We start from the raw sequence: 5273 nt of genomic DNA on the forward strand, positions 1-5273 counted from the left end.
GCGGGTCGGTCGGCGCGGCGAGCGGCGCACTGGCCGGCGCGGCGACGGGCCTCGTCACCGCGAACCCGGCGGTCGGCGTCGGCGTTGGGATTGCCGTGCAGGCTGCGACTGACGAAGCCGTCAACCGCACGATGAAGCAGCTTCATCAGAACCAGCAGGACGCAATCGCGAAGGTGGTCGGCAGCCTGGCCGTCGGCGATGTGAAGCCGTGGAAGGTGAAGAACACGCTGCCGATCGAAAACGGCGAAGGCGAAGTGCGCGTCACGCGCGCGTACTCGTCGGCGCTCGCGATGTGCAAGGAATTCGCGTTCTCGGTGAAGGACGGCGACAAGGCCGACTGGTATTTCGCGAATGCGTGCCAGCAAGGCACGCACTGGAAGTGGGCGTCGGCGGAACCGGCGGTCGATCGGTGGGGCAATTTGCAGTAAAGACGCAGTGGGCTCCATGCCTGCAGTCCACCCTGCCGCGCTGGACCGCGACGATCCATCGTCGTGACATACGCGCGTGAAGTCGCACACCCTGCCCTTGATCCCGGCGGGCAGCGCATCGTCCTCCGGATTCCGGAAAATTGATCCGGCTCAGCGGACCGCTTGCGCGATCAGATCGCTCAGGTAGCGCTCCAGCACGCTGAACCTGACGATCGACGCATTCCGCCTCGTCGGATGTGGACTCGACGCAGCCCTGACCTCGACTGGCAAATCATCCCTCAGCCACATCTCCGGAATCTGCAGCCTGGCATACGTTCCGCCCGCGATGTCCTCCAGAACCATGTGTCCGCGCCACGGATACTCGCCGAACAAGCCGGCCCGCGCGCTGACGAACATGAGGGCACGCTCCCCGACCGCCAGCGGCACGTTGCCCCAGGTCGGCGGACCGCCGACGAACTCGATCTCCGCCCCGAGATGGTCCGGTGTGATGCCCTTTCCAGCGGAATAGATGTGTTCGACCTTCGCGTGAAAAACGTGCGGCCGTGGAGAATCGACAACGGATACGCGCACCAGATCGTACTGTTGTGCCGCGATGGCATACGGCCCCTTCTTCTCGCTCATGGTTGCCCTTTGAATCGCTGACGAGGTTCGAAGGCATCGAATCGGCGATGCAATCGAAGGAATTCGTTGCACCAGCCTCCGGCATCGTGCCCGTCGGCGCATCAGCGATGCGCGTCGCCGGCAAACGCCCGGACGCGACGGACTCAGCGCCTTCTGCTCTGCCAACGAACCAGGGCGCCCGTTGCCGGCGCCACGGACAAGCCGCGTTCGCATTGACTCGAAGCGGCCGAACGAAACCGCGCAGCCGGCATTCAGGCGATAGGCGCCCGAATGCCCGCCGACTTCAGGACTCGACGTCCTCGAGACTGAAAATCTCGGTCTGGTCGTTGTACGAGAAGATCTCGCCGTAACGGCCCCAGTCGATCACCGCGTCGAGTGTCTCCTCGGCGGCGCCGTCGGACAGGAAATCCTCCAGCTCCTGCTCGAAGCGCACGCGCGGCGCACGATGGCCCGGGCGTTCGTTCAGCACCTTCTTGATCCGCGCGGCGAGCGGCACATGCTTCAGCAGGTGATCCGCGAACATCAGCTTGCGCTCCTGCGTGCCAAATTCCGCGAACACGCGCCCCGGCGGCGTGAGGAACACGTCCCCTTCGCGCACGTCCGCGAAGCCGAGGTACTGCAGCACTTCAGCGATCGGGAACAGGTCGTCGACCTCGAGGTGCAGCGTGCGTGCGATTTCCGGCATGTCCGCGCGACCGTGGTACGGCGCCATCGCGAGCGTCTCGATCAGGCCGGCCATCAGGTTGGTCGACACCTGCGGCAGCCAGCTGCCGAGCTCGAGCCCCTTCTTCGTCGCCTCGCCGGTCTGGCGGGCCGTCATCTTCGCGTAGATGTCGTCGACGAGCTTGCGGAACGCCGGGTCGAGACGGTTGCGCGGATGCTTGAACGGCACCTTGATCTCGGCGATCACGCGGCCCGGGTTCGACGACAGCACGAGGATCCGGTCGCACATGAACACCGCTTCCTCGATGTTGTGCGTGACGATCAGCACCGACTTGATCGGCATGCGGCCTTGCGTCCACAGGTCGAGCAGGTCGGTACGCAGCGTTTCGGCCGTCAGCACGTCGAGTGCGGAGAACGGCTCGTCCATCAGCAGGATCGTCGGATCGACGACGAGCGCGCGCGCAAAGCCCACGCGCTGGCGCATGCCGCCCGACAGCTCGCGCGGGTACGCGTTTTCGAAGCCGTCGAGACCGATCAGGTCGATCGCGGCGAGCGCACGCTCGCGCCGCTCACGTGCGCCGACGCCGAGCGCTTCAAGGCCGGCTTCCACGTTCTGCAGCACGGTGAGCCACGGGAACAGCGCGAAGGTCTGGAACACCATCGCGACGCCTTCGGCCGGGCCGTCCAGCGGCTTGCCGAGATAGGTCACTTCGCCGCCGGTCGGCTCGATCAGGCCGGCGATGATCCGCAGCAGCGTCGACTTGCCCGAGCCGGAGCGGCCGAGCAGCCCGACGATCTCGCCTTCGCGCAGCGACAGGTTTGCATCGTCGAGCACGAGCAGCTCGCCCTGCGTCTTGTTGAAGCCGCGACAGACGTGATCGACGCGCAGGATTTCCTCACCGAGGCGCGGCGGCTGGTTCGTCTGGACGGGGGCGTTTACAGCATTCGGATTGTGCATCGCGTTTCGCTCTCAATCGGTCTCAGTCGAGCCGCAGCTTCGCTTCGGCGAAGGCATACAGCGGACGCCACAACAGGCGGTTGAACAGGGTGACGAACAGGGACATCACGGCGATGCCCAGGATGATCTTCGGAAAATCGCCGGCAGCGGTGGTCTGCGCGATATACGCACCGAGGCCGTGCGCCTCGATCTTGGTATTGCCCCACTGCACGGCTTCCGACACGATGCTCGCGTTCCACGCGCCGCCTGATGCGGTAATCGCACCGGTCACGTAGTACGGGAAGATGCCGGGCAGGATCGCCTGCCGCCACCACTGCCAGCCACGGATGCGGAAGTTCGTCGCCGCTTCGCGATAGTCGTTCGGGTAGGACGTCGCGCCGGCGATCACGTTGAACAGGATATACCACTGGGTGCCGAGCACGATCAGCGGCGACAGCCAGATATCGGGGTTCAGGTGGAAGCGCGCGATCACGATCACGAACACCGGGAACAGCAGGTTCGCCGGGAACGCCGCGAGGAACTGCGCAAGCGGCTGCAGCTTTTCGGCGAGCTTCGGGCGCAGCCCGACCCACACGCCGATCGGCACCCAGATCACCGACGCGATCGCGATCAGCACGACCACGCGCAGCAGCGTGATGAGCCCGAGCACGAGCACATGGCCGACCTCGGCCATCGTCACGCCGGTCGACACGAAGCTGACGACACGCCACACGATATAAGCCGTGCCGATCAGTACGAGGATCGCCCACGTGATGTCGACCGTGCGCGACGCCTTCTTCTCGACTTTCGGCAGCGAGAAGCGCATCGCACCCGACAGCGGCAGCCGCAGCGGAATCCGCGCGGCCTTCGCGAAGAACCAGCCGGCCGGCACGAGCAGCTGATGAATCAGGCGCGTGCGGCGCACGAGGTCGAGCAGCCAGGATTGCGGCGCATCGCCCGACGCGGTGTTTTCCATCCGGAACTTGTCGGCCCACGCGATGAGCGGGCGGAACAGGAGCTGGTCGTAAGCGAGGATCACGACGGTCATCGTGAGGATCACCCAGCCGATCGCACCGAGGTTCTTGTCCGAGATCGCCTGCGCGAGATACGCACCGATGCCCGGCAGCGTGATGGTCTGGTTGCCGACGGTGATGGCTTCCGACGCGACGACGAAGAACCAGCCGCCCGACATCGACATCATCATGTTCCAGATCAGGCCCGGCATCGAGAACGGCACTTCGAGCTTCCAGAAGCGCTGCCACGACGTCAGGTGGAAACCGCGCGACACTTCGTCCAGGTCGCGCGGCACCGTGCGCAGCGACTGGTAGAAGCTGAACGTCATGTTCCACGCCTGGCTCGTGAAGATCGCGAAGATCGCCGCGAGCTCGGCGCCGAGCACGCGGCTCGGGAACAGCGCGAGGAAAAACGTGACCGTGAACGAGATGAAACCGAGCACCGGCACCGACTGCAGGATGTCGAGGATCGGGATCAGCACCATGCCGGCACGCCGGCTTTTCGCGGCGAGCGTGCCGTAGATCAGCGTGAACGCAAGCGACGCGATCATCGCGGCGAGCATCCGCAGCGTGGTGCGCAACGCGTATTCGGGCAGGTTCGACGGGTCGAGCGAGATCTTCTGCGTCTGCAGGGTGCCGATCGGCGCCATCGTTTCGTGGAAACCGACGACCGCCATCGCGATCAGGCAGATGATCAGCGGAAACGCGATGAAATCCCACCGGTTCGGCAGGACGCGCCACGCGGACGCGTTGGCGGTCCGGTTCGGATTGAAGAATCCGACGTCCATCAGGCGCTCTCCCCGGTTAGGCCGAACGAAGCCGGCAGTCGATGTTGATTCATGGCAAAGCGCACGGGTGCGGTAATTCGATTGACTGACGATCGCGCGCGAGCGCGGGGCGCCGTGCGTGCATGCGCTGCCGCGCCCCGGACGAGTCGGCCCGCGACGGCACGACACTACACCAACCTGTATTTCAGGTACAACCGTCCGGGAACGGCGCAGGCGGCGCACGGATCGTGCCTGGCGCGCGGGCGGATGGCGGGTGCGCGGGTCGAGCAGCCCGGCCGCAGTCTTTCGGCCAGCATGCAGGCCCGAATTATGCCGTGATCCGGCCCGGCCGGGAACCCGCCAGCCGCACGCGCGTGCAAACCATGTCGGGCGTCACCAGCCGGATACGACTAAGCGGGTATGATCAGGGCTGGCCCTCGGGGTCTGTTGCGGACGGTCCGATGGCAGCGCATGCGCGTGCCCGATGCCAACAGGCCCTGAGGATCGATCGACGAGCGGGAGGAAAGGGAATGGCAGGAAACTTGGTGATCGTCTGCCGCGATCAGGATGCCGACGCGTTCTACGAATTGATGCAGGAGTACGGGTCGTTCCAGACGCGGCTGTCGTCGACGGCGTGGTACCTGAACATGAACGTCGTGCCTGAATCGCTGCAGGAAGAAATCCTGGAGCGCCTCGGCCGGTATACGACCGTCTACATCTTCGAGGCCACCAGCGTGACCTACAACACCATCGACAGCAACGCGGCCGAGACGCTCGGCACGCTGTTCGGCGAATGATGCCACGCGGCGCCGGCCCGGCCCGGCCGGGCTGGCCGGGCTGGCGC

General features: G+C 65.4%; 5 protein-coding genes. 2 read left to right on the top strand and 3 right to left on the bottom strand.

Annotated features, from left to right (window positions below; translation table 11 throughout):
- Window positions 1–428: hypothetical protein (locus G3N99_RS34065; protein ID WP_206124565.1), on the top strand; the 428-nt coding region annotated here is incomplete at its 5' end.
- A gap of 150 nt (window positions 429–578) precedes the next feature.
- On the opposite strand, the gene G3N99_RS34070 is transcribed toward G3N99_RS34065, so the two are convergent.
- From G3N99_RS34070 to G3N99_RS34080, 3 genes are all read right to left on the bottom strand, one after another.
- Window positions 579–1049: a hypothetical protein gene (locus tag G3N99_RS34070; protein WP_206124566.1), complete on the bottom strand. Its 471-nt coding sequence runs from the start codon at window positions 1047–1049 to the stop codon at window positions 579–581.
- A gap of 283 nt (window positions 1050–1332) precedes the next feature.
- Window positions 1333–2670, bottom strand: coding sequence for a nitrate/sulfonate/bicarbonate ABC transporter ATP-binding protein (locus tag G3N99_RS34075; RefSeq protein ID WP_174943240.1), 1338 nt, complete (start codon window positions 2668–2670; stop codon window positions 1333–1335).
- Window positions 2671–2692: 22 nt separating this feature from the next.
- Window positions 2693–4450, bottom strand: a complete 1758-nt coding sequence (locus G3N99_RS34080) for an ABC transporter permease subunit (RefSeq protein WP_206124567.1) — start codon at window positions 4448–4450, stop codon at window positions 2693–2695.
- Between the two features lie 509 nt (window positions 4451–4959).
- Here G3N99_RS34080 and G3N99_RS34085 point away from each other — a divergent pair.
- Entirely contained in the window at window positions 4960–5226 is a 267-nt protein-coding gene (locus G3N99_RS34085; RefSeq protein ID WP_027786765.1) for a hypothetical protein, read from the top strand.
- Window positions 5227–5273: the final 47 nt, after the last annotated feature.

Origin of the sequence: Burkholderia sp. Ac-20392, from assembly GCF_017104585.1 — a bacterium.
GTDB classification, from domain to species: Bacteria; Pseudomonadota; Gammaproteobacteria; order Burkholderiales; family Burkholderiaceae; genus Burkholderia; species Burkholderia lata.

Bases quoted from the DNA above. Each gene is read 5' to 3' on its own strand.
- G3N99_RS34070 (WP_206124566.1), bottom strand. From the start codon at position 1,049: ATGAGCGAGAAGAAGGGGCCGTATGCCATCGCGGCACAACAGTACGAT.
- G3N99_RS34075 (WP_174943240.1), bottom strand. From the start codon at position 2,670: ATGCACAATCCGAATGCTGTAAACGCCCCCGTCCAGACGAACCAGCCG.
- G3N99_RS34080 (WP_206124567.1), bottom strand. From the start codon at position 4,450: ATGGACGTCGGATTCTTCAATCCGAACCGGACCGCCAACGCGTCCGCG.
- G3N99_RS34085 (WP_027786765.1), top strand. From the start codon at position 4,960: ATGGCAGGAAACTTGGTGATCGTCTGCCGCGATCAGGATGCCGACGCG.